This window comes from Streptomyces sp. NPDC020875, assembly GCF_040641415.1.
In the GTDB taxonomy this organism is placed as follows: Bacteria; Actinomycetota; Actinomycetes; order Streptomycetales; family Streptomycetaceae; genus Streptomyces.
The window spans coordinates 1-21,132 of sequence record NZ_JBFADP010000091.1; the positions used below are offsets into that span (position 1 = coordinate 1).

20 protein-coding genes are annotated in these 21,132 nt (G+C 71.7%); 9 read left to right on the forward strand and 11 right to left on the reverse strand.

Translation table 11 applies throughout. The features are described 5' to 3' along the window. Nucleotides 1–157: 157 nt before the first annotated feature. The 6 genes from rutA to AB0G74_RS32640 form a co-directional block, all read right to left on the reverse strand. Nucleotides 158–1,240 carry a pyrimidine utilization protein A gene (gene rutA, locus AB0G74_RS32615; RefSeq protein WP_361153817.1) on the reverse strand — a complete coding sequence of 361 codons (1,083 nt, stop codon included), beginning with the start codon at nucleotides 1,238–1,240 and terminating at the stop codon, nucleotides 158–160. A 243-nt stretch (nucleotides 1,241–1,483) separates the two neighbouring features. Next, on the reverse strand, nucleotides 1,484–2,803 hold the full coding sequence (locus AB0G74_RS32620) for a glycoside hydrolase family 18 protein (protein ID WP_361153820.1): 1,320 nt from the start codon (nucleotides 2,801–2,803) through the stop codon (nucleotides 1,484–1,486). Between the two features lie 275 nt (nucleotides 2,804–3,078). Further along, on the reverse strand, nucleotides 3,079–4,230 hold the full coding sequence (locus AB0G74_RS32625; RefSeq protein WP_361153823.1) for an AI-2E family transporter: 1,152 nt from the start codon (nucleotides 4,228–4,230) through the stop codon (nucleotides 3,079–3,081). A gap of 147 nt (nucleotides 4,231–4,377) precedes the next feature. Beyond that, entirely contained in the window at nucleotides 4,378–4,998 is a 621-nt protein-coding gene (locus tag AB0G74_RS32630; protein ID WP_361153825.1) for an L-threonylcarbamoyladenylate synthase, read from the reverse strand. 138 nt (nucleotides 4,999–5,136) lie between these two features. Next, nucleotides 5,137–5,787, reverse strand: a complete 651-nt coding sequence (locus AB0G74_RS32635) for a fasciclin domain-containing protein (protein WP_361153828.1) — start codon at nucleotides 5,785–5,787, stop codon at nucleotides 5,137–5,139. Between the two features lie 97 nt (nucleotides 5,788–5,884). Beyond that, on the reverse strand, nucleotides 5,885–7,471 hold the full coding sequence (locus AB0G74_RS32640; RefSeq protein ID WP_361153831.1) for a molybdopterin-dependent oxidoreductase: 1,587 nt from the start codon (nucleotides 7,469–7,471) through the stop codon (nucleotides 5,885–5,887). A 698-nt stretch (nucleotides 7,472–8,169) separates the two neighbouring features. Here AB0G74_RS32640 and sigK point away from each other — a divergent pair. The 3 genes from sigK to AB0G74_RS32655 all read left to right on the forward strand — a co-directional run bounded on the left by sigK (nucleotide 8,170) and on the right by AB0G74_RS32655 (nucleotide 10,016). Continuing rightward, nucleotides 8,170–8,763: an ECF RNA polymerase sigma factor SigK gene (gene sigK / locus AB0G74_RS32645; RefSeq protein WP_361153833.1), complete on the forward strand. Its 594-nt coding sequence runs from the start codon at nucleotides 8,170–8,172 to the stop codon at nucleotides 8,761–8,763. Further along, nucleotides 8,760–9,509, forward strand: coding sequence for an anti-sigma factor (locus AB0G74_RS32650; RefSeq protein ID WP_361153836.1), 750 nt, complete (start codon nucleotides 8,760–8,762; stop codon nucleotides 9,507–9,509). The genes sigK and AB0G74_RS32650 overlap by 4 nt, the downstream gene beginning before the upstream one ends. A gap of 90 nt (nucleotides 9,510–9,599) precedes the next feature. Continuing rightward, nucleotides 9,600–10,016, forward strand: coding sequence for a hypothetical protein (locus tag AB0G74_RS32655; RefSeq protein ID WP_361153839.1), 417 nt, complete (start codon nucleotides 9,600–9,602; stop codon nucleotides 10,014–10,016). Between the two features lie 148 nt (nucleotides 10,017–10,164). Here AB0G74_RS32655 and AB0G74_RS32660 read toward each other — a convergent pair whose 3' ends face one another. Continuing rightward, nucleotides 10,165–11,610, reverse strand: a complete 1,446-nt coding sequence (locus tag AB0G74_RS32660; protein WP_361153842.1) for an NAD(P)/FAD-dependent oxidoreductase — start codon at nucleotides 11,608–11,610, stop codon at nucleotides 10,165–10,167. 259 nt (nucleotides 11,611–11,869) lie between these two features. Here AB0G74_RS32660 and trxA point away from each other — a divergent pair, with 259 nt between their 5' ends. Next, on the forward strand, nucleotides 11,870–12,247 hold the full coding sequence (trxA, locus tag AB0G74_RS32665) for a thioredoxin (protein WP_358822806.1): 378 nt from the start codon (nucleotides 11,870–11,872) through the stop codon (nucleotides 12,245–12,247). Nucleotides 12,248–12,344: 97 nt separating this feature from the next. On the opposite strand, the gene AB0G74_RS32670 is transcribed toward trxA, so the two are convergent. The 3 genes from AB0G74_RS32670 to AB0G74_RS32680 all read right to left on the reverse strand — a co-directional run bounded on the left by AB0G74_RS32670 (nucleotide 12,345) and on the right by AB0G74_RS32680 (nucleotide 14,682). Further along, complete coding sequence (locus AB0G74_RS32670; protein WP_361153844.1) at nucleotides 12,345–12,614, reverse strand: hypothetical protein; 270 nt, start codon at nucleotides 12,612–12,614, stop codon at nucleotides 12,345–12,347. Between the two features lie 70 nt (nucleotides 12,615–12,684). Continuing rightward, nucleotides 12,685–13,707: a LacI family DNA-binding transcriptional regulator gene (locus tag AB0G74_RS32675; RefSeq protein WP_361153847.1), complete on the reverse strand. Its 1,023-nt coding sequence runs from the start codon at nucleotides 13,705–13,707 to the stop codon at nucleotides 12,685–12,687. Nucleotides 13,708–13,860: 153 nt separating this feature from the next. After that, on the reverse strand, nucleotides 13,861–14,682 hold the full coding sequence (locus tag AB0G74_RS32680) for a TIGR02452 family protein (RefSeq protein ID WP_361153849.1): 822 nt from the start codon (nucleotides 14,680–14,682) through the stop codon (nucleotides 13,861–13,863). A gap of 149 nt (nucleotides 14,683–14,831) precedes the next feature. Here AB0G74_RS32680 and egtA point away from each other — a divergent pair, with 149 nt between their 5' ends. The 4 genes from egtA to egtD are packed head-to-tail and all read left to right on the forward strand — an operon-like array spanning nucleotide 14,832 to nucleotide 19,163. Continuing rightward, on the forward strand, nucleotides 14,832–16,109 hold the full coding sequence (gene egtA / locus AB0G74_RS32685) for an ergothioneine biosynthesis glutamate--cysteine ligase EgtA (protein WP_361153852.1): 1,278 nt from the start codon (nucleotides 14,832–14,834) through the stop codon (nucleotides 16,107–16,109). Beyond that, complete coding sequence (gene egtB, locus AB0G74_RS32690; protein ID WP_361153854.1) at nucleotides 16,106–17,440, forward strand: ergothioneine biosynthesis protein EgtB; 1,335 nt, start codon at nucleotides 16,106–16,108, stop codon at nucleotides 17,438–17,440. Before egtA ends, egtB begins: the two co-directional genes overlap by 4 nt. Then, a complete protein-coding gene (gene egtC / locus AB0G74_RS32695) occupies nucleotides 17,440–18,204 on the forward strand; it encodes an ergothioneine biosynthesis protein EgtC (RefSeq protein WP_361153856.1) in 765 nt (254 codons plus the stop codon). The genes egtB and egtC overlap by 1 nt, the downstream gene beginning before the upstream one ends. Then, nucleotides 18,201–19,163 carry an L-histidine N(alpha)-methyltransferase gene (gene egtD / locus AB0G74_RS32700; protein ID WP_361153859.1) on the forward strand — a complete coding sequence of 321 codons (963 nt, stop codon included), beginning with the start codon at nucleotides 18,201–18,203 and terminating at the stop codon, nucleotides 19,161–19,163. The genes egtC and egtD overlap by 4 nt, the downstream gene beginning before the upstream one ends. 69 nt (nucleotides 19,164–19,232) lie before the next feature. Here egtD and AB0G74_RS32705 read toward each other — a convergent pair whose 3' ends face one another. Then, nucleotides 19,233–20,486: an extracellular solute-binding protein gene (locus AB0G74_RS32705; RefSeq protein WP_361153861.1), complete on the reverse strand. Its 1,254-nt coding sequence runs from the start codon at nucleotides 20,484–20,486 to the stop codon at nucleotides 19,233–19,235. A gap of 193 nt (nucleotides 20,487–20,679) precedes the next feature. Between AB0G74_RS32705 and AB0G74_RS32710 the strand changes: the two genes are divergently transcribed. Beyond that, a complete protein-coding gene (locus AB0G74_RS32710; protein WP_358822798.1) occupies nucleotides 20,680–20,895 on the forward strand; it encodes a dodecin in 216 nt (71 codons plus the stop codon). Nucleotides 20,896–21,132: the final 237 nt, after the last annotated feature.

Below are 21,132 nucleotides of genomic sequence, written 5' to 3' on the forward strand. Positions count from 1 at the left end.
GTTCTTCAGTCGATCGTGCTCGGCCGCTCGTACCTCGCGGCCTGCGCGCGTTCTCCTTCCAGAACACGACGCGCCCCTTCGGCTCACTCGCCCTCACCGGCGCGAGAGCAGAACCAGGCGCCCGCCGGAGGCGGCCGACCGGTTCTCCCGGGAACGATCAGACGCCCTCTCGGGCCGCGGTACGCGACTTCATCAGCGGCTGGATCTGCGTACCGAAGTTCTCCATGCCTTCGAGGAACTCGTCGAAGACGAGAATGACCCCCTTGACGCCGGGCACACCGGCCAGCTGGTCGAGCATCCGCGCGACGTGCTCGTACGATCCGACGAGTGTCCCCATATTGAGGTTCACCGCGCCCTCGGGGAGTGCCACGGTCCGCGCGGTCGACGTGCCGTCGGCGTCCGTGTCCTCGGCCGTCTGCGCCGCGACATAGCCGAGCGCCGCGAGATCCGCGTTGTCGTGGTAGTCCTTCCACTTCGCCCGGGCCGCCGCGTCGGTCTCGTCCGCGATCACCATGAACAGCGCGTACGCCCCGACGTCACGACCGGTCGTACGCGCCTGTCCGGCGAGCGCGGCGGCGGCCTCGGAGAGGGCGAGCGGAGTGTTGACCCCCGTGCCGAGGACGAAGTTCCCGTCGGCGTACTCGGCGGCGAACCTCATTCCCGTACCGCTCTGTCCGGCGGCCAGGACGCCGACCCGTCCGCCCGCGGGGCGCGGCGACAGAACACAGTCGTCCATACGGTAGAACTCGCCCTGGAAGTCGCTCACGCCGTCACCCCACAACTGCCGCAGCACGGTGACGTACTCGGCCGCCCGCGCGTACCGGTTGGCGAAGTGCTCGTCTCCGGGCCACACACCCATCTGCGCGTACTCGGCGGGTGCCCAGCCGGTGACGATGTTGACGCCGACCCGGCCCGGGGCGATCGCGTCGACGGTGGCGGCCATCCGGGCCGCGATCGCCGGGTGCAGGGCGAGGATCGGTACGGAGGCGTACAGCCTGATCCGCCGCGTCACGGCGGCCAGGGCGGCCGTGAGGGTGAAGGATTCGAGGCAGTGGTCCCAGAACTCCGTCTCACCGCCGAACCCCCTGAGCTTGATCATCGACAGGGCGAAGTCCAGCCCGTACTCCTCGGCGCGCTGTACGACGGTCCTGTTCAGCTCGAAGGTCGGCATGTACTGCGGAGAACTCTTCGAGATGAGCCAGCCGTTGTTGCCGATGGGAAGGAAGACCCCGATCTCCATACCGCTCCTCTGTCACCGGGCTGCCGGGCCCGGACCACCGCCCCGCCCCTGCCGCCTTCCCCGTGTGGTCATTCCTGCCCCTGCCGCGCGGTGGTACACACGGCCGCGGCGCCGGTCCGCCCCGTCGGCGAGCGGGCGGACCGGCGGACCGGGCGCGCGACGTCCGTGAACGTCCGGGAGTCCGCCGACCGCGTCCGGTGGCGGCCGGGGCGCCTCGCCCGCCACCGGATCGCGGTCCGCGGGTCAGCGCCGCAGACCGCGGTCCAGCGCGGCGACCAGCGAGCCCTGGTCGTCATCCCCGTCCAGGGACCAGACCATCACACCGCCGAGACCGTTCCGCTTGGCGTAGCGGGCCTTCTGGGCGGCGGTGGCCGGGGTGTCGTACGTCCAGAACTCGGTGCCGTCGTACTTCCACGCCGCGCCGTACTTGCGGTCGGTGTGCACCGCGCCCGGCAGATCCTTGATGGCCTTGTAGGGCAGCTGGCCGCCGCCGCGCGGGGACATGCCGGTGGCGGGCTGGTAGAGGCCGTTCTTCGCCCCGGCGGGCACGCCCGTCCAGCCGTAGCCCCAGAACGGTATGCCGAGTACCGCCTTGCGGGCCGGCAGGCCGCCGGCCAGGTAGTGCCGGACCACCCGGTCCGCGCTGTAGCTGTAGTCGGGGCCGGAGGGGTCGGCCGGGTCGGTGTAGAGGTTCGCCTGGTGGTTGGTCGGGCCCTGCGGCTCCCAGGAGCCGTGCATGGTGTAGGTCATCAGATTCAGGTAGTCCACCTGGCGGGCGACCTTCCGCAGCTCCAGCCGGTCCGCGACGTCGGTGTTGGCGGCGACGGCCGCCGTCAGCAGGTGGCGCCCCCGCTCACCGTCGCCCAGCGCGTCCAGCTGCCGCCGGAACTCGGCCAGCAGCAGGGTGAAGTTGCGGCCGTCCTCGGGACGTACCGAGTTGTCCGGCAGACCGTCGCCGCCCGGGTGTTCCCAGTCGAGGTCGATGCCGTCGAAGACGCCCGCGCCGCTGCCCGGCCCGCCCTCCGGCGAGCCCAGCTGCGGCAGGTTGCCCTTGATGTAGAGGTCGACGCAGGAGGCCGCGAACTTCTTGCGCGCGGCGTCGGTGGCGGCCACGTCCGAGAAGTACTTGGACCAGCCCCAGCCGCCGATCGAGATGACGGCCTTGAGCTGAGGGTTCTTCGCCTTCAGCTTCCGCAGCTGGTTGAAGCTGCCCTTCAGCGGCTGGTCCCAGGCGTCGGCGACGCCGTCCACCGAGTCGGCCGCGGAGATCGGGCGCTGGTAGTCGGCCCAGGCGTCGGCCTGGTCGGCCTGGTTGTCCTCGAAGCAGGTGCCCTCGGGGGAGATATTGCCGAAGGCGTAGTTGATCACGGTCAGCTTCGCCGCCTGCCCCGAGTCCTGGACCTTCTTGGCGGAGAAGCCGCTGTAGACGCTCCACGCGGGGAAGTAGGCCACACGGTGGCCGGGCAGACGGTTGTCGTCGTCACCGGCGTGAGCGCTCGATGGGACCGCGACGAGCGAGGCGAGCAGAGCCGTCGCCAGGAACGCGGAGGTGCGTCTGAACATGCTGATGGCCTTGTCTGAGTGGGGTCAGATGGTCCGTACCAATCGCGAGAAGAGGTCTAATCCATGCCGAGGGCCGCGCACAAGAGGCCGGACCGCACCAAGTAGCCGCGTATTTTGGGAAATTGACGAATAGTCAGTGACTCGCGATGCGCGGCCCGGACCGCGGAATGCCACCGGCACGGCCCGGTCCGCCGATACGGGAATCCCGCCGTACGGGATCGCCGGGAACCGCCGCCACCCTCAGGGCCCGGTCGCGTCACGACCCCGGGCTCGACTCAGGCCGGGTCAGCGGTAGCCGTAACGGCAGCGGGAGCGGGAGCGGGAGCGGGAGCGGCCAGTGGCTCCTCGGAGTCGAGCTCCCCGGGCGGATCGCTGAGCTGCTCGCGCAGATAGTTCCAGGCCACCGCGAGCAGCGCCGCGACGGGTACCGCGATCAGGCTGCCGACGATCCCGGCCAGACTGCCGCCCAGGGTCACCGCCAGCAGGACCATCCCCGCGTGCAGACCCAGCCCACGGCTCTGGATCATGGGCTGGAACACATTCCCCTCGAGCTGCTGCACCACGACGATGATCCCCAGCACGATCAGCGCGTCCGCGGGACCGTTCGACACCAACGCGATGAGCACCGCGACCAGGCCGGCGAACAAGGCTCCGACGATCGGTACGAACGCCGAGACGAAGGTCAGAACCACCAGCGGCAGCACCAGCGGAACCCCCAGGACCCACAGGCCGATCCCGATGAGGACGGCGTCGAGCAGGCCGACGAGCGCCTGGGACCGCACGAACGTGCCCAGGGTGTCCCAGCCGCGCGCGGCCAGCGTCGGTACGTCGGTGGCGAGCCGGCCGGGCAGCTGGCGGGCGAGCCACGGCAGGAACTTCGGACCGTCCTTGAGGAAGAAGAACATCAGGAAGACCGACAGAACAGCCGTCACCACACCGTTCACCACCGTACTCAACCCGGTGAAGAGGGTGGTGAGGAGACTGTCGACACTGTCCTGTACGCGGCTGACCGCGGCGTCGACGCCCTCGGTGATCTCGTCGTCGCCGATGTTCAGCGGCGGCCCGGCGGCCCATTCGCGCAACTGGTGGATTCCCTCGACCACACCGGTGATCAGCTCTCCGGACTGGTCCGCCACCGGAACCGCGATCATCGCCACGGCGCCCACGACGGACAGCAGGAAGAGCATCGTCACGGTGGCGGCGGCCAATGCCGGGGGCCAGCCGTGACGACGCAGGAAGCGGGCCAGGGGCCAGGTCAACGTGGTGAGCAGAAGGGCGACTATGAGCGGCCAGATGACCGACCACATCCGACCGAGAACCCACACGGCCACCGCGGCCATCACCAGGACCACGAGCAGCTCGCCGCAGACCCGCGCCGATGACCGGAGCGCGGCACGGGATCTCGCGGAGTTCAGCTTTTCAGACATGAAATCACTCTATGATCACTTCGGCCACCTCGTGTCGTGACTGCGGGAAATCGCCTGCGGGGCAAGGTTCCTGACAGTACGTCAGCATCGCGACGGCGCCGCCTCCCGCACTGGAGGCGGCCGTTCACGGGCGGTGCCTCGAAGCGGCTACTCGAACCGGGCGGTGTCACCCGCTCCCCTGCGTACGATCTCCGGCTCACCGCCGGAGAAGTCGACGACCGTGGTCGGCTCCGTGCCGCAGTCACCGGAATCGATTACGGCGTCGACGACATGGTCGAGCCGTTCCTTGATCTCCCAGCCCTGGGTCAGCGGCTCCTCCTCGTCCGGCAGCAGGAGAGTGCTGGAGAGCAGGGGTTCACCGAGCTCGGCGAGGATGGCCTGGGCGACCGTGTGATCGGGGACGCGGACCCCGACCGTCTTCTTCTTCGGGTGCAGCAGCTGTCGCGGTACCTCCTTCGTCGCGGGCAGAATGAAGGTGTAGCGGCCCGGCGTAGCGGCCTTGATCGCCCGGAACACATTGTTGTCGATATGCACGAACCGGCCCAGCTGGGCGAAGTCCCCGCAGACAAGGGTGAAGTGGTGCCGCTCGTCGAGATTCCGGATCGAGCGGATGCGCCCGATCCCGTCGCGACTGCCCAGCTGACAGCCCAGCGCGTAGCAGGAGTCCGTGGGGTACGCGACGAGCGCGCCGGAACGGATACTGTCGGCCACGGTGGTGATGGTGCGCCGCTGGGGGTTCTGGGGGTGCACGTCGAAGTACTTTGCCATCCGGGGAGCTTAGACCGTGTCCTATGCGGTGAGGCGGACGTCGGCCTCGGCATGGGCGGGGAACATGCCGGTGGTCCGGTACCCCTCCCAAGCGGAGGGGTACCGGACCACCGGGGCTTGCGGACCTTGTGCGGGGGGCTACTTGGGCATGAGGACCGAGTCGATGATGTAGACGTTGGCGTTGGCGGTCCGGACGTTGCCGCAGACCACGTTGGCGGTCTCGTTGGCCTTGTACGTCTCGCCGGATCCGGTGGTGGTGACCATGCCCTTCTGGAGGGTCTCGAAGCTGCCGTTCTGCAGCTGCTGGGGGGTGAGCTTCTGGCCTACGACGTGGTATGTGAGGATCTGGGTGAGCATGTTCTTGTCGGCGAGGACCTTGTCGAGGTCGGCCTTCGGGATCTTCGCGAAGGCGTCGTTGGTCGGGGCGAAGACCGTGATGTCCTTCGCGTTGTTGAGGGTGTCCACCAGGCCGGCCTGCTTGACCGCGGTCACCAGGGTGGACAGGGCAGGGTTGTTGGACGCGGCGGTGGCGACCGGGTCCTTGGCCATGCCGTCGAAGGATCCCGCGCCCTCCTTGGGCACGCCCGCGCAGGCAGGGCCGAAGGGCTGGTCGCCGGTCTTCGAGTCGCCGGCGGGAGTGCTCTCGCCCGCCTTGTCGGGCTGCTCAGCGGTTGCGGCGGGTTCGGCCTTGGTGTCGCTGTCGGAGTCGGAACACGCGGCCAGGGACAGGGGCAGGAGCGCTGCGGCCGCGACGGCGACGGTGGTGCGGCGGATCTTCATGCTGTTCATGATCGTTAGCTCCTATGAAGGGTTTCTCAAGAGGAAGGTGAGGTGGGTGGTTGTGTTTGGCCGGGGGTGCGGGCTGGTGCTCGTGGCCCCGGGTGGTTCAGGGGACGGTGACGAAGACGCTGTGCCGACCGCTGGCTCCGTCGGGGACGGTGCGGGTGCGTTGTTCGGTCTGGACTCGGCCGGTGCCGTCGGTGGCGCGGACGGTGATGTTGTGTCCGCCCGGGGTGGCGGCCCAGCGGTAGGACCACTGGCGCCAGGTGTCGACGCCCGCCCGGGCGGCGAGGTCGGCGTCCTGCCAGGGCCCGTCGTCGACGCGTATCTGTACGCGGGTGATGCCGCGACGCTGGGCCCAGGCGACGCCGGCGACGGTGACGGTGCCGGCGGCGGGGCGGGCGAAGGGTTTGGGGGTGTCGATGCGGGCCTGGGTCTTGATGGGGGCCCGGCGTGCCCACTTGCGCTTGACCCAGTAGGGGTCGTAGGCGTCGAAGGTGGTGAGTTCGATGTCCTCGATCCACTTGCAGGCCGATACGTAGCCGTAGAGGCCGGGGACGAGCATGCGGACGGGGAAGCCGTGGTCGAAGGGCAGCGGCTCGCCGTTCATGCCGACCGCAAGCATCGCGTCGCGGCCGTCCATGACGTCCTCGACGGGTGAGCCGAGCGTCATGCCGTCTACCGAGCGTGCCACCAGCTGATCGGCCCGCCCGCCCTTCGACGGCGGCCGGACGCCGGCTTCCTGAAGAAGGTCGGCGAGGGGTACGCCGAGCCAGCGGGCGTTGCCGATGTAGGGGCCGCCGACCTCGTTCGAGACGCAGGTCAGGGTGATGTCGCGTTCGATGAGCGGGCGGGCGAGGAGCTGTTCGAGGGTGTAGGTGCGGCGGGTGACCCCGCGACCGTGGATGCGCAGGCGCCAGGTGCCGGCGTCGACCTTGGGGACGGTCAGGGCGGTGTCGACGCGGTAGAAGTCGCGGTTGGGGGTGGTGAAGGACGTGATGCCGGGCACTTTCAGCTGGACGCCGGCGGGGACGGCGGGGGCCGGGGAGGCCGGTTCGGGCAGGATCAGGGTTTCGCGGGAGGCGACGGCTGCCCGGCTGTGACGGGCGGTGAAGAACCGGCCGAGCGCTCCGGCCACGGTGGCCGACGCCGCGATCACACCGGCGGCGGCGAGGAACCCGCGTCTGTTCCAACCGGCATCGTCATCGCCGTCCGCACCGGCCCGGGCAGGAGAGGAGGTCGCCTTGGCGGCCAGAACGTACAGGGCGAGGGCTCCCATGACCGCTCCCGCGATCGAGGGCAGCGCGTCGCTGACGCCGGTGGAGTCGGGGCGGCTGAGGGCGGCTGCGGCGCCGACGATCCCGAACAGCGCGACCCCCGCGGCGCCTGCGCGGCGGAAGGACAAGGCGAGGACGCCCAGGGCGACGGCGATGAGGCCGAGAATGACGAGGATTCCCAGCTGCAGGACCGTCTTGTCGTTCTCCCCGAACGTACGGATCGCGAAGTCCTTCACCGCGGCAGGCGTCCGGTCGATCACCGCCCCGCCCACCACCGTCACGGGCCCGGCCGCCGGCCGCACCAGCCCGGCGACCAGCTCGGCCACGGCCAGGGCCGTGAACCCGGCCAGAAGCCCGGCAGGCGCGCCCCGTGAAGCGCGGAAGAGGGTGCTGCGGAAGCTGCTCACACCCGGCATTCGGCGGCCTGCGCCCGGCGGATTGGTCCGACTCCCGAAAGAGTGGACCGCCCTCTCCGTATCGCCCCTCCAGGGTGGCCGCAGGAGCGGGGGCACCAGCGTAGGCCGCCGGGGCAGGGCCGCTTCGGGGGGCGTTGCGGACTTCCGACAGGCGGACGGGTCACCAGACGCGGGGCCGAGGCGCAGCGGAGGACCGTGAGTTGTGCGTTCTGCCGCCCGACCAGCGGCCCGGTCCCGGCAAGCGAGCCACGCAGACCGGTCACCGTGTCGCGGGCGCGGGCTCTGCCCGGCGCATTCTTCAGCCCGGCCGGGATCCGCGCCTTCCCACCGGGGCGGTCCGGGTCGTGGTGGTCGTCGCCACGCCGGGAGCGTAGCCATCCGGTCGCGCCGGTGGATGCTTCGGGCTACGCCACCGTCGGTCTTCGCGGCCGCGCTGCGGGCGGCTGTCTGATCCCACTGCTCTCTCCAACGGGGTAAGCCCCGGTGGTGCGGCTGACGAAGCAGCCACCCATCCGCAGGCCCGCCCGCTACGAAGAACAGGGGAAACACACAGGTTTCCGAGGCCGGACCGCTTCCCCGGGGTCGTCCGGCCCCCGCAACAGCGACGACACGAGGAACGGCATGCGATGGACGCCCCGCCCCCCGACGGCCCGCCCAGGCCGTCCCTTCGCCTTCTCAGCACGGCCGGAGCGGCACACATGAACCAACCGATCCCCTTCGCCGCCGGCCGCCCCGGCGACCACGTCGGCAGCGACCTCGCCGAGGTCATGCAGAAGGTGGCCCGCGGCGACAAAGAAGCCTTCTCGACCCTCTACGACGCCCTCGCTCCCCTGGTTTTCGGGATCGTGCTCAAGGTCGTGCGCGACCGTGCGCAGTCCGAGGAGGTGGCCCAAGAGGTCATGCTCGACCTGTGGCGGCAGGCCGCCCGCTACCGCCCCGAGACCGGGACCGTACCGACCTGGGCGGCCACGATCGCGCACCGCCGTGCCGTGGACCGGGTCCGCTCCGCCCAGGCCGCGGCCGACCGCGAACAGGCACAGGCCGCCCGTGAGCACACCACGGCCTTCGACGAGGTCGCCGAACAGGTCGAGACCCGCCTGGAGTCCGAGCAGGTACGCCGCTGCCTGCGCGGACTGACCGAACTGCAACGGCAGGCGGTGACCCTGGCCTACTACCAGGGACTGACCTACCGTGAAGTCGCCGAAGGTCTGCGCACACCTCTTCCCACCGTAAAGACACGCATGCGCGACGGGCTCATCCGGCTCCGCGACTGCATGGGGGTGACCACATGACAAACCATCCGAACGACTCCCACACCCTTGCCGCCGCCTACGCCCTCGGCGCGCTCGACGACCCCGAACGCGGCGACTTCGAAGCCCACTCGCGGACCTGCGAGGCCTGCCGACAGGAGGCCGCCGAGTTCGCGGCGACCGCGGCCCGCCTGGCGGCTGCCGTCTCCCAAACGCCACCGGCCACGGCCAAGGCCCAGGTCATGGCGGCCATCGACGGGGTGCGCCAGGTGCCGCCGCGCATCCCCGCGTCCAGCACGGCACCCGCCATCGGCGCCCTCCTCCGCCGCCGCGCCGTTTCCCTGGCACTGGCCGCCGTCGTGGCAGCCGTCGCGCTGGGCGGCGTCGCCCTATGGCAGACACAGAACGCGCAGGACCTCGAGCGGCAGGCCCGCCAAAGCCGGCAGCAACTCGACGCCATCACCGGCATCCTGGCGGCCCCCGATGCCCGCACCGTCCACGGCAAGGCGAGCAACGGCGCCCTGACCACCGTGGTCACCTCCGAACGCCAGAACAGGGCCGCCTTCACCACCACCGGCCTGCCCGCGCCCGGCGCCGGGAAGACCTACCAGCTCTGGCTCGACCACGACGGCACCATGCGCCCCGCCGGACTCATCGACCACGACGGCACCGTGATCCTCACCGGCAATCCCGCCGACGCTGGCGCCGTCGGCCTCTCCCTCGAACCCACCGGAGGCTCCCCCCAGCCCACCACCGACCCCCTGCTCCTGATGGCCCTCCCCACCTGACCCGGCGCCCCGCACCGATCAGCGATCGAGGCACCCCATGACCCCCGACACCCGGTCCTCCCGGACCGCCTCACATTCTCAGGGAATCCCATGTCCCCCGCGCGTTCCGCGCTTCTGCTCGCCGGCCTGATGGCCTCGGCCGGAGTCGCTCACCTCGCCGCACCCAGGCAGTTCGACTCCATCGTGCCGCGTTCTCTGCCGGGCAGCCCCCGCGCCTGGACCACGGCCAGCGGTGTGGCCGAACTGACCCTGGCCGCCGGTCTCGCGCTACCGGCAACCAGAAGGGTGAGCGCCCAAGCCACCGCTCTGTTCCTGGCAGGAGTGTTCCCCGCGAACGTCAAGATGGCCTACGACTGGCGCCACCGCTCCACGACCGCGAAAGCCATGGCCTACGCAAGGCTCCCGCTCCAGGTCCCGCTGGTCCTCTGGGCCTGCCACGCCGGCCGCCAGGACACCAGGCGCGGCGTCGAAGGCGGCAACGGGCGATCAGGAGCAGCCAGGTCATGAGGGAAGCGGCTGGCGATACTCGGCCTTCTGGTACCGGGGACGGGCTGATGCCTCGCGGCGAACACGGCCTCGTCCTCGCCGGCAGTCGCCGCCCCTGCCCCACCAGGGGATCCCGGGGCGGCCGCATCCTGGGCGACGGACTCCGCTACTACCCCTGCCGGTACGTCTCCAGCAGCCGGAGCCAGATCTCGCTGATCGTCGGGTACGACGGGACCGCGTGCCAGAGCCGGTCCAGGGGGACCTCTCCCACCACCGCGATCGTCGCCGAGTGGAGCAGTTCGCTGACCGCGGGGCCGACGAAGGTGGCGCCCAGGACGATTCGGCGGTCGAGGTCGACGACGAGGCGGGCGCGGCCCCGGTAGCCGTCGGCGTAGAGGGAGGCGCCCGCGACCGAGGCGATGTCGTGGTCGACGGCGCGGACGCGGTGGCCCGCGGCCTCGGCTTCGGCGAGGGAGAGGCCGACGGCCGCCGCCTCGGGGTCGGTGAAGACGACCTGGGGGGCGCCCGCCGTGTCGGCGGTGGCGCTGTGGGCGCCCCAGCGGTCGGTTTCGAGGAGGGGGACGCCCTGGGCGCGGGCGACGATCGCGGCGGCGGCGATCCGGGCCTGGTATTTGCCCTGGTGGGTGAGGAGGGCGCGGTGGTTGACGTCGCCGACGCCGTAGAGCCAGTCGCTGCCCTCGACCCGGAGGGTGTCGTCGACGGGGAGCCAGGAGCCGGGGGCGAGTCCGACGGTGTCGAGGCCGATGTCGTCGGTGCGCGGGGCGCGGCCGGTGGCGAAGAGGACCTCGTCCGCCTCGACGCGGTCGCCGTCGGCGAGGACCAGGGTGACGGGGCCGCTGCCGCCGTCCCGGACGACGGCGGTGACATCGGTGTTCAGCCGGATGTCGGCGCCCGCCTCGGTGAGGGCGTCGGCGATGTGTTCGCCCACGAAGGGCTCCATCCGGGGCAGGAGTCCCCCGCCGCGGACGAGGAGGGTGACCCGGGCGCCGAGTGCCTGCCAGGCGGTGGCCATCTCGACGCCGACGACACCGCCGCCGACGACGGCGAGCCTGCCGGGTACGGCGCGGGCGCTGGTGGCCTCGCGGCTGGTCCAGGCCCTGGCGCCGGCGAGGCCGGGCAGATCGGGCAGGACGGCACGGCTGCCGGTGCAGACGGCGACGGCATGACGGGCCGTCAGGACGTGGTGTTCGCCCTCGGAGCTGGTGACGACGACCTCGCGGGGGCCGTGCAGTCTGCCCCGGCCCCGGTAGAACCGGGCGCCGGTGGAGTCGAGCCAGGCGACCTGGCCGTCGTCCTTCCAGTGGGAGGCGTACTCGTCCCGGTGGGCGAGTACGGCGTCGGTGTCCAGCGGTCCCTGGACCGCCTGGCGGACTCCGGGGACCCTGCGGGCGTCGGCCCGGGTGATCGCCGGGCGCAGCAGGGCCTTGCTGGGCATACAGGCCCAGTACGAGCATTCGCCGCCGACGAGTTCGCTCTCCACGACGGCGGCGCTGAGGCCCGCCGCCCGGACCCGGTCGGCGACGTTCTCGCCGGTGGGGCCGGCGCCGATGACCACGACGTCGTACTCCACGGGATCCGGCCTCGCAGCGTCCATGATGTCCGGTGTCCTTCCCTGTCCGACGTTGTCACAGCCCGTAAACAGCTTGTCCGGTTTCTGTCGATCATCACACAGGATCGTGGCTCCCGTCGGGGACACGGCGGGGAATGAGGCCGTCGGCGCTCCGCGGATCACCGGGTGATCCGAGCGGGGACATGGCCCGGGGATCGCCGGGCAGGAATAGCCGGACCGGAGGCGCCGTTGTCACCGGAGCCGGAGCGGGCGAAAGCGCCCGGAACAAGACAAGGAGCATGTTATGAGCACGGTTGAGCTCACCAAGGAGAACTTCGACCAGGTGATGTCGGAGAACGACTTCGTCCTGATCGATTTCTGGGCTTCCTGGTGCGGCCCGTGCCGGCAGTTCGCGCCCGTCTACGAGGGCGCGGCCGAGCGTCACCCCGATCTGGTCTTCGGGAAGGTCGACACCGAGGCCCAGCAGGAGCTGGCGGCGGCGTTCGAGATCCGGTCCATTCCCACCCTGATGATCGTCCGCGACCGGGTCGCGGTCTTCGCCCAGCCGGGCGCGCTGCCGGAGGCGGCGCTGGAGGATGTGATCGGCCAGGCCAGGGCGCTGGACATGGACGAGGTGCGCAAGTCGGTGCAGGAGGCCGAGGGCGCCCGGGGCGGCGAGTAGGGCCGGGGCAGAGGGTCGGGTTCCGTACGGGGCCGGGGCCGCGTCCGGCCGCCTCGCCTCGTAGGCCGGTGCCGTACCGCCGGGTCTCCGCCGCGGGTCAGTCGCGGGCCGGGTCCACGACTCGTACCGACAGGCCGTACTCCAGTTCGGCGCCGTCCACGAGCAGCGCCTCGACGGTACGGGTCACCGGGTCGATGTCGGCGACGACGCCGTGGCCCGCGTACCTGGGGTAGCCGGAGGCCCCCCATTCGCCGGTCGCCTCCACGACGGCGGAGCGGATGGCGTCCTGGGCCAGCTGCGCGGCGTCGTGTCCCACCACGTGCTCAGGCACGAGGAGGATCTCGTAGCGCTGCGGTTGGGTAGTCATGCGAGTGACGGTAGAGGGGCGGAACCGTCGCCGCACCCGCACCGGGGACGGACCGCCCCCGAGGGGGTCGTCAGGTGGAGTCTCGGCCTATCGCCCTGGCCCCCATCAGATCGTGGACGACGGGTTCGTCGGCGGGGTCGCGTACCACCCGGTCGACGAGTTCGGCGAGCCGCCGTCCCGTGACGAGATCGATGTGGACGGTGCTGAGCCGGGGGCGCTGGAGCCGTCCGAGGAGCAGATCGTCGGCGCCGATGACGGCGGTCTCGGCGGGTATCGCGATGCCTTCGTCCTGGAGGGCGCGCATCAGCAGTACGGCGTAGTCGTCGTTGTAGGTGAAGACCGCGTCGAGCCCCAGCCGCCGCCAGCGGGCGGCCAGCGCGGCCGCCGGTGCCTCCTCGTAGGGCAGGGGCAGTGCCTCGATCCGGGCGCCCGCCGCCGCGGCGGCCCTGCGGGCGCCTTCGATCCGGGGTTCGGAGAACCGTTCGAGGCCGGTCTCCTGGGGCATGACGACGCCGATGGCGCGACGGCCCCGTTCGACCAGATGGGCGACGGCCCGGGCGCCGACCTCCCGCTGGTCCATCACGAAGCAGTGGGCGCCGTTGACCCGCCGGGAGCCGAGGGTGACCACGGCCCGGGCTCCGGAGCGCTTGAGCACGTCGACGCCGTGCGGGGTCAGTCCGACCTCGCCGAGGGCGACGACGGCGACCGGCCGCAGTTCGGCCCAGGCGCGGGCCGCCTCGTCGCCGTCGAGTCCCAGACTGCCGTACTGGACGACGGTGTAGTCCAGCCGCCGCAGGGCCGCCTGGAGTTCGGCCAGGAAACGCCCGTAGAGGGGTCCGGCGGGCAGGGTCGCGGGCGGCAGCACGACCATCCGGGTGTGTCCGGCGCGCAGGCTCCTGGCCGCCGCGTGGGGTACGTACCCCAGCTCCTCGGCGGCCTCGCGGACCCGGCGCCGGGTGGGCTCGCTGATCCGCACGGACGCGGTGTTGTTGAGGACGTACGAGACGGTGGCCCGGGAGACCCCGGCTAAGCGGGCGACATCGGCGCTGGTGGGTACGGAACGGTCCGCGGTCTGTTTGGGTGTCTGGCTCATCGCCCTCGGCATCATTCCAGAACGACACTGCACAACGTCGGCCGGTTGGCCGGATCCGTCGCCGGGGATATCGCGCCAACTGCCCTGCGGGCGGGGCGTGTTCCGGCAGCGGTCCGGGGGCGGGCGCCGGACCGGGCACGGCCGGACCGGCGGTCAGGATCCGAAGGCCGTACGGAACGCTTCGAAGGTGGACCGGGACTTGGTGCGGTCCAGTACCGCGAACTCGACCTCGTCGAAGTGGCGGGCGAACCGGCCGTCGCCGGTGAGCAGCGCCCGGAAGGTCCCGGCGACGGTCGCCGGGTCGTTGCGGAAGACGCCGCAGCCCCAGGCGCCGAGCACGATCCGGCGGTAGCCGCGGTCCACCGCGACCTCCAGTACGCGTTCGGCGCGGGAGGCGAGCGCGGCCGGGACGAGGTGCGCGCGTTCCGGCTCCCGGCGGGCCACCACCCCGGCGTTGGGCGCGGGCGAGGTGAGGAAGCCGATATGGCGCGGGGCGTCGAGCGGCCGGTCCCGGTGGTCGCGGAAGACGGGGACGGCGGGCGAGTGGATCACCCGGTCCGAGTAGAGGGGGTCGCGGTTCTCGCGGTGATACGCGTAGTACTCGGGGGCCCGCAGCAGGGTCTCGTAGAGCGCGGAGGCCCGGCAAAGCGCCTCCTCCTGGGCCTGGGCGCCGTTGACATAGCCCCCGCCGGGGTTGCGGGCCGAGGCGAAGTTCAGCACCGCGACCGGTTCGGGGGACGCGTCGGCGAGCCACAGGGCCGCCGATGTGCTGCTCGCGCCGGTGACCCGGAACTCCGTCACCCGGTCGGTCCCCGGGGTGACGGTCAGCGGTCCCGGGCCGTGGAGGCGGGTGCCTTCGAGGGCCTCGGCGAGCCGGTCCCCGAAGGGGACGAGACGGCCGTCGGATGCGGGATATCGGCCCGCCGCGATGAATTCCTGGTTCTCCCGGGCGATCGCCCGCAGTCGTGCGCTCATTGCCGACATCCTGGTTGACCTGCGAAGACGGCGGCAAACGGTTTTCGGCGGCGCGGCCCGCCCGGGGTGGGGCGGTGCCGGGGCGCCCTTGTGCGGCCGGGTCGGAGTGGCCTTAGGTTGACAGAGGTCCCTTCGCAGGAGGAGCCGTCATGCGACCATCCGAAGCCGGCGACCCCGCCCGGCCCATCGAGGAAGCGGAGGCGGAGGATCTGCTCCGCTGTATCTGCTTCAAGACCGGCCCTCCCCGCGCCGTGGGCGTGGAGCTGGAGTGGCTCGTACACGAGAAGCACGACCCCCGCCGCCGGGTCCCGGCCGACCGGCTCACGGCGGCCCACGAGGGGGCCCGTTCCCTGCCGCTGGCCTCGGCCGTCACCGTGGAGCCCGGCGGGCAGCTGGAACTCAGCTCGGCCCCGGCAGCCTCCCTGATGGAGTGCGTCGACGCCGTCGCGGCCGATCTCCGCGCCGTCCGTGCCCTGCTCGACCGGGACGGTCTGGCCCTCACCGGGACCGGACTCGACCCCTGGCGGGCGCCCCGCAGACTGCTGCGCGAGCCCCGTTACGACGCCATGGAGGCGTACCTCGACCGGACCAGTCCCTGCGGCCGGGTGATGATGTGCTCGTCCGCGTCGATCCAGGTCTGTCTGGACGCCGGAGAGGAGGAGCCGGGGCCGCTGGGGCTGGGCAGGCGCTGGCGGCTGGCGCACCTCCTGGGCGCTGTCCTGACCGCCGCCTTCGCCAATTCCCCCGTCCTGGAGGGCCGTACCACCGGCTGGCGTTCCACCCGGCAGGCCATCTGGGCCCAATTGGACGCGGTCCGGCCGATCGCGCCGCCGCCGGACCGCGAGCCCCGGGACGCCTGGGCCGGCCATGTCCTGGACGCGCCGGTGATGGTGGTACGCCCCGCGGGCGACGGGCCCTGGGAGCGGCCCCGGGGGCTGACGTTCCGCCGGTGGATACGGTCCGGGGCGCCCCGGCCGCCCACCCGCGCCGATCTCGACTACCACCTGACGACGCTCTTCCCGCCGGTCCGGCCGCGCGGCCATCTGGAGCTGCGGATGATCGACGCCCAGCCGGGTGACGACGGCTGGCAGGTACCGCTGGCGGTCACGGCGGCCCTCTTCGACGACCCGGAGGCGACCGAGCTGGCCTATCGGACCGTGAAGCCGCTGGCGGAGCGGGCCGGGCCGCGGCCCGCTCCGCGCAATCCGCTCTGGCTGGACGCGGCCCGGTACGGGCTGGCCGATCCCGAGCTGCGGGGCGCGGCCGAGGTCTGTTTCGGCGCGGCGCTGGAGGCGCTGCCGAGGGCGGGCGCGTCGCGCCGGGTGCAGGACGCGGTGGCCGCGTTCCACGAGCGCCATGTGCTGCGGGGCCGATGTCCCGCCGACGACCATCCGCCGCCGTCCCCGGGGAAGGAGCCGCGAGCGTGACCACCGACGACACCGCACACGACGGGCCCGACAAGCTGCGGGACCGCGCGCTGGACGCGCTGACCGCCGCCCGGGCCAGGACCGCCCTGCTCACCGACGCCGTCGACGACGGCGAGCTGACCGCCCAGCACTCCCCCCTGATGTCGCCCCTGGTGTGGGATCTGGCGCATATCGGCAACCAGGAGGAGCAGTGGCTGCTGCGCACGGTGGGCCGCCGGGCCGCCCTGCGCCCCGAGATCGACTCCGTCTACGACGCCTTCGAGCATCCGCGCGCCAGCCGCCCGGCGCTGCCCCTGCTGCCGCCGCCGGAAGCCCGGCGCTACGCGGCCGAGGTCCGCGACCGGGTACTCGACGTCCTCGGCTCCGCCCCGCTGGCCGACGGCGGGCCGCTCACCGACGCGGCCTTCGCCTTCGGGATGATCGCCCAGCACGAGCAGCAGCACGACGAGACCATGCTCATCACCCATCAGCTGCGGCGCGGCCCGGTGGCCCTCACCGCGCCCGAGCCGCCGCGTCCGGCGGCGGGGAGCGGACCGCCGGCTCCGGCCGAGGTGCTGGTGCCCGGCGGACCGTTCACCATGGGCACCTCGACCGAGCCGTGGGCGCTGGACAACGAACGGCCCGCGCACCCCCGCGACGTCCCCGCCTACTACCTGGACACCACCCCGGTGACCTGCGGGGCGTATCGGGCCTTCATCGACGACGGCGGCTATCACGACCCCCGGTGGTGGGCGGCGGATGGCTTCGCCCAGATCCGGCGGCACACCATCGAGGCGCCGCTGTTCTGGCGGCGCGACGGCGGCGGCGGATGGCTGCGCCGCAGATTCGGGGTGGTCGAGCCCGTCCCCGACGACGAGCCCGTCCTCCACATCAGCTGGTACGAGGCCGACGCCTACGCCCGCTGGGCCGGACGGCGGCTGCCGACGGAGGCCGAGTGGGAGAAGGCGGCCCGGTACGACCCGGCGACCGGCCGGTCCCGCCGCTACCCCTGGGGCGACGGCGACCCCACCCCGGAGCGGGCCAATCTGGGCCAGCGCCATCTGCGGCCCGCACCCGCCGGGAGCTATCCGGACGGGGCCTCACCGCTCGGCGTACGGCAGCTCATCGGCGATGTGTGGGAGTGGACGGCGAGCGACTTCCTGCCCTATCCGGGGTTCGCCGCCTTCCCCTACCGGGAGTACTCGGAGGTCTTCTTCGGCCCGGCCCACAAGGTGCTGCGCGGCGGCGCCTTCGGGGTCGACGCGGTGGCCTGCCGGGGCACGTTCCGCAACTGGGACCTGCCGGTACGCCGCCAGATCTTCGCCGGATTCCGTACCGCGCGGGACATCTGATGTGCCGCCACCTGGCCTATCTGGGGCCGCCGCTGCCACTGGGCGAGGTACTGACCGCGCCCGCGCACTCGCTGCTGCGCCAGTCGTGGGAACCACGCCGCCAGCGCCACGGCACGGTCAACGCGGACGGCTTCGGAGTGGGCTGGTACGCGCCGGGGGATCCGGTGCCCGGCCGCTACCGGCGCTCCGGGCCGGTCTGGGCCGATCCGTCCTTCGCCGACCTGGTCCGGGTGGTCCGCAGCGGCGCCTTCCTCGCGGCCGTACGCGATGCCACCGTCCCGGGCTCCGACGGCGAGGCGGCGGCGGCGCCGTTCGCCGCCGGGCCGTGGCTGTTCAGCCACAACGGCGCCGTCGCGGGCTGGCCCCGGAGCGTCGCACCGCTGGCGGCGGCGCTGCCCGCGGCGGATCTGCTGGCGCTGGAGGCCCGCTGCGACGCGGCGCTGCTGTGGGCGCTGGCGCTGCGGCGGCTGCGCGACGGCGACGAGCCGGGCGACGCGCTCGCGGCGACCGTCCACGAGGCGGCGGGCGCGGCCCCCGGTTCCCGGCTCAATCTGCTGCTCACCGACGGCGTCACCGTCACGGCCACCGCCTGGGGCGATTCCCTGTGGTACCTGGCCGGGGACGGCGCGCCCGGCGGGGGCACGGTCGTGGCCTCGGAGCCGTACGACGACGATACGCGCTGGCGCGAGGTCCCCGACCGCACCCTGCTCCGGGCCACCCGTGCCGATGTTCTCCTGACCCCCCTCAAGGAGCCTGTCACGTGAGTCCGTTCGTCCTGACCCGCACCCTGCCCGAGGACGCCACCGGCGCCGCGCTGCGGGCCGATGTCCGCGAGGGGTTGACCGCCGTGCCCAAGACCCTGCCGCCGAAGTGGTTCTACGACGCCCGGGGCAGCGCCCTGTTCGACGAGATCACCCGGCTGCCGGAGTACTACCCGACCCGTGCGGAGCGGGAGATCCTGCTCGACCGCTCCGCCGGGATCGCCGCGGCGAGCGGGGCCCGCACCCTGGTGGAGCTGGGTTCCGGCTCGTCCGACAAGACCCGTCATCTGCTGGCCGCCCTCGCCGGTCCGCTCAGCTATGTGCCGGTGGACGTGAGCGAGAGCGCGCTGACGGGGGCGGCGCGCACCCTGCTCGCCGAGCGGCCGGAGCTGGAGATCCACGCGCTGGTGGCGGACTTCACCGCCGGTATCGAATTGCCGGTGACACCCGGTCCCCGGCTGGTGGCGTTCCTCGGCGGGACGATCGGGAATCTGCTGCCGGACGAGCGCGCGCGCTTCCTGGCGTCGGTCCGGGCGCTGCTGGCGCCCGGGGACACCTTTCTGCTCGGTACCGATCTGGTGAAGGATCCGGCGGTCCTGGTCCGGGCGTACGACGACGCGGCGGGGGTGACGGCCGACTTCAACAAGAACGTGCTGCGGGTGCTGGCCCGGGAACTGGACGCGGACGCCGACCCGGACGACTTCGACCATGTGGCGCTCTGGGACCCGGACCGGGAGTGGATCGAGATGCGGCTGCGGGCCCGCTCGGCGCTCACCGTGAAGTTCCCGGAGCTGGGGATCGCGGTGCCGTTCGACGCGGGCGAGGAGGTCCGTACGGAGGTGTCGGCCAAGTTCCGCCGGGAGGGCGTACGGGACGAGCTGGCGGCGGCCGGTCTCCGGCTGACGCACTGGTGGACGGACCGGGCCGGAAGGTTCGCCCTATCCCTTTCGGCGCCGGATTGAGCGGCCGGGAGACGACCGGGGCGGGGGCGCGCCGCGCGCTCCCCCGCCCCTGGCGTCACCGGTCCGGGATCAGAGTGTCGCGGAGAGGGTCTTGGTGATCGCGTCGGACACCTTCTTGGCGTTCCGCTCGATGTCGCCGCCCTGGAGGACCTCGGTCATATAGAGCTTGATCGGGTTGTCCAGTTCGACATTGGCCCAGCGGGGCGAGTTGGGCGTGGCCTTGCTGCCCGGGGCACCGGCGCCGCGCGCCATGGCCATGTTGCTCTCGCCGGAGACCACATTGCCGAGGGACTTCTTGTTCGGCACGTAGTTCATGGTGCGGGCGAGGTCGGTCTGCCACTTCTCGCCCGCGAGGGCCTTGATGACCTCGACGGCCTCGGCCCGGTTCTTCGCCTTGTCCGGGATGATCAGGTCGGAGCCGCCGGTGAAGACGGCGCCGGGCTTGTCGGACTTCTTGCCGGGTATCGCGAAGTAGCCCAGCTTGCCCTTGAGGGCGGGGTTGGCCTTGAGGATCTGGGCGGTGGCGCCGGGGGTGTCGATCAGCTGGGCCACATCGCCCTTGGCGAAGACCTCGGCCTGCTTCGGGTTCCGCTCGTCGCGGTTCTTCGGGCCGCGGCCGAGGGCCTGGAGCTCCTGGTAGAACTTCATGCCCTTCATGGCGGCGGGGCTGTCCAGCTCGCCCTGCCAGGAGCCGCTGCGCTCGACGGCGAGTTCGCCGCCCTCCTCCCAGACGAAGCCCGCGAAGACGTACCAGTCCTGGCCGGGGAGGTAGATGCCCTGGTTGCCGCCCTTGTTGAGCTTCTTGGTGGTGTTGATCCACTCCTCCTGGTTGGTGGGCAGGTCGGTGACGCCCGCCTCACGGAAGAGGTCCTTGTTGTAGATCACCACGCGATTGGCCGCGTACCAGGGGATGCCGTACTGGGCGCCGTCGATGTTCCCGGGGTCGGCGAGACCGGGCAGCCAGTCCTCCTGGCCGAGGTCGCGGGTGGACTCCACGGTGAGATCGGTGAGCGCGTCGGTCTCCGCGTACTGGGCGACCTGGGTGTTGCCGACCTCGATCACATCGGGGGTGTCCGTGCCCTCCAGGGCCGCGTTCACCTTCTTGCCGATGCCCGTCCAGTCCTGGAACGCGAACGTCAGCTCCACGGACGGATTGTCCCGTTCATACGCCTTGGTGAAGCGTTCGATGAACTCGTCCGACGCGCTGTCCTTCATCAGCCAGATCTTCACCGTGGTCTTGTCGGACCCGGAGATGATGCCGCAGCCGGTGAGCGACGCGAGGCACACCAGTGCGACGGAAATGGGGACAGGGCGGCTTCTCACAACGTTCACCTTATGGCATGAAAATGTGAACCCGATGGGGGGTATCGCGTTCAGGGACGCGCAGGGCGTGGCTGGATTTTGGTATGGACCAAAAGGTGAGGTCAACCCCCGAAGAGACCTCAATCCGGACACCTCGCCCATCGTCCATTTCCGGAACGGAGTGGAGTGAGCGTACCGAGAGGAGAGCACCCCCGTGCCGAATCACACCTACCGGGTCACCGAAATCGTCGGAACCTCCCCCGAGGGTCTCGATCAGGCCATTCTAAATGGCATCAACCGCGCGAATCAGACACTTCGCGGGCTGGATTGGTTCGAAGTCACCCAGGTACGCGGCCATCTCTCGGACGGCCGCGTGGACCACTACCAGGTCGGCCTGAAGGTCGGTTTCCGGCTGGAGGACGGCGCCTGACGGGCCGCCGGACCGCTGCGGCGGACCCTCGCGACGGCCCTATGTTTTTGGCCACAGGCATATGCGGATGGCACCTCCACTTGTGAAATCCGCATGTCGGGGCGGCGGGCGCGCCGATGCGCCGCGGACGTCGGCGGATCCGGGCACGACCGCCGCCCACCGGATGACGGACCCCGGTCTCCCGGTCCGGCTTCTCCGCCCCGGGCGGTCCGGCGGCGGTCCGGACGCCGGGGTGAC

Coding starts and splice junctions, on each gene's coding strand:
- rutA (WP_361153817.1), bottom strand. CDS start 1,240: ATGGAGATCGGGGTCTTCCTTCCCATCGGCAACAACGGCTGGCTCATC.
- AB0G74_RS32620 (WP_361153820.1), bottom strand. CDS start 2,803: ATGTTCAGACGCACCTCCGCGTTCCTGGCGACGGCTCTGCTCGCCTCG.
- AB0G74_RS32625 (WP_361153823.1), bottom strand. CDS start 4,230: ATGTCTGAAAAGCTGAACTCCGCGAGATCCCGTGCCGCGCTCCGGTCA.
- AB0G74_RS32630 (WP_361153825.1), bottom strand. CDS start 4,998: ATGGCAAAGTACTTCGACGTGCACCCCCAGAACCCCCAGCGGCGCACC.
- AB0G74_RS32635 (WP_361153828.1), bottom strand. CDS start 5,787: ATGAACAGCATGAAGATCCGCCGCACCACCGTCGCCGTCGCGGCCGCA.
- AB0G74_RS32640 (WP_361153831.1), bottom strand. CDS start 7,471: ATGCCGGGTGTGAGCAGCTTCCGCAGCACCCTCTTCCGCGCTTCACGG.
- sigK (WP_361153833.1), top strand. CDS start 8,170: ATGAACCAACCGATCCCCTTCGCCGCCGGCCGCCCCGGCGACCACGTC.
- AB0G74_RS32650 (WP_361153836.1), top strand. CDS start 8,760: ATGACAAACCATCCGAACGACTCCCACACCCTTGCCGCCGCCTACGCC.
- AB0G74_RS32655 (WP_361153839.1), top strand. CDS start 9,600: ATGTCCCCCGCGCGTTCCGCGCTTCTGCTCGCCGGCCTGATGGCCTCG.
- AB0G74_RS32660 (WP_361153842.1), bottom strand. CDS start 11,610: ATGGACGCTGCGAGGCCGGATCCCGTGGAGTACGACGTCGTGGTCATC.
- trxA (WP_358822806.1), top strand. CDS start 11,870: ATGAGCACGGTTGAGCTCACCAAGGAGAACTTCGACCAGGTGATGTCG.
- AB0G74_RS32670 (WP_361153844.1), bottom strand. CDS start 12,614: ATGACTACCCAACCGCAGCGCTACGAGATCCTCCTCGTGCCTGAGCAC.
- AB0G74_RS32675 (WP_361153847.1), bottom strand. CDS start 13,707: ATGAGCCAGACACCCAAACAGACCGCGGACCGTTCCGTACCCACCAGC.
- AB0G74_RS32680 (WP_361153849.1), bottom strand. CDS start 14,682: ATGAGCGCACGACTGCGGGCGATCGCCCGGGAGAACCAGGAATTCATC.
- egtA (WP_361153852.1), top strand. CDS start 14,832: ATGCGACCATCCGAAGCCGGCGACCCCGCCCGGCCCATCGAGGAAGCG.
- egtC (WP_361153856.1), top strand. CDS start 17,440: ATGTGCCGCCACCTGGCCTATCTGGGGCCGCCGCTGCCACTGGGCGAG.